This is a genomic window from Pseudomonas sp. SIMBA_041, assembly GCF_046535095.1.
GTDB classification, from domain to species: Bacteria; Pseudomonadota; Gammaproteobacteria; order Pseudomonadales; family Pseudomonadaceae; genus Aquipseudomonas; species Aquipseudomonas mucoides.
The window spans coordinates 1-464 of record NZ_JAWRXJ010000047.1 but is presented as its reverse complement, the minus strand read 5'-3'; the positions used below and the strand labels follow the sequence as shown (position 1 = coordinate 464).

General features: G+C 54.5%; 1 pseudogene. It reads right to left on the bottom strand.

Annotation, left to right across the window (positions count from 1 at the left end):
• Nucleotides 1–209 (bottom strand): annotated as a pseudogene (locus tag SB725_RS30165) (hypothetical protein); the annotation flags it as partial.
• Nucleotides 210–464: the final 255 nt, after the last annotated feature.

Here is a 464-nt window from a genome sequence, read left to right as displayed (position 1 = left end):
AAACCCAAGCCTCCATTCGACAGATAGTCTCGCAGCCATTCGAACGCCGGGACGACGTCCTCTACCGAATTTACCCGTCGCCAAAATTCGTCTGCTCGCACGATCGCGGTTTTCACAATCGGTGCCGATTTTTGAGCGACCATCTGCTCTCCGCGAATCAGGCTTAGATCTAAGGCCCTGTCGCGCGCATCGACAGTGAGATCAAACATTGCAGACTTATTGGTTCGGTGCCATCGAACAGAACTACCCGATACGTGCGGAACAAAGTCAAAGGACAGACCCCAGCTAGGCGCTATTACACCGCCCTTCCATGCCGGGAATGCAAATATTTGCCGAATGGGCGACCCGTCGCATCGTACCCACTTTAGCGGCGCTACTGTCTCGAATCCTCGCCCGTCCAATGCCGCATCGACAACAGGAGAGATAATGCGATGCGCAGCTTCTAAGGTCACCATGTCGAACGC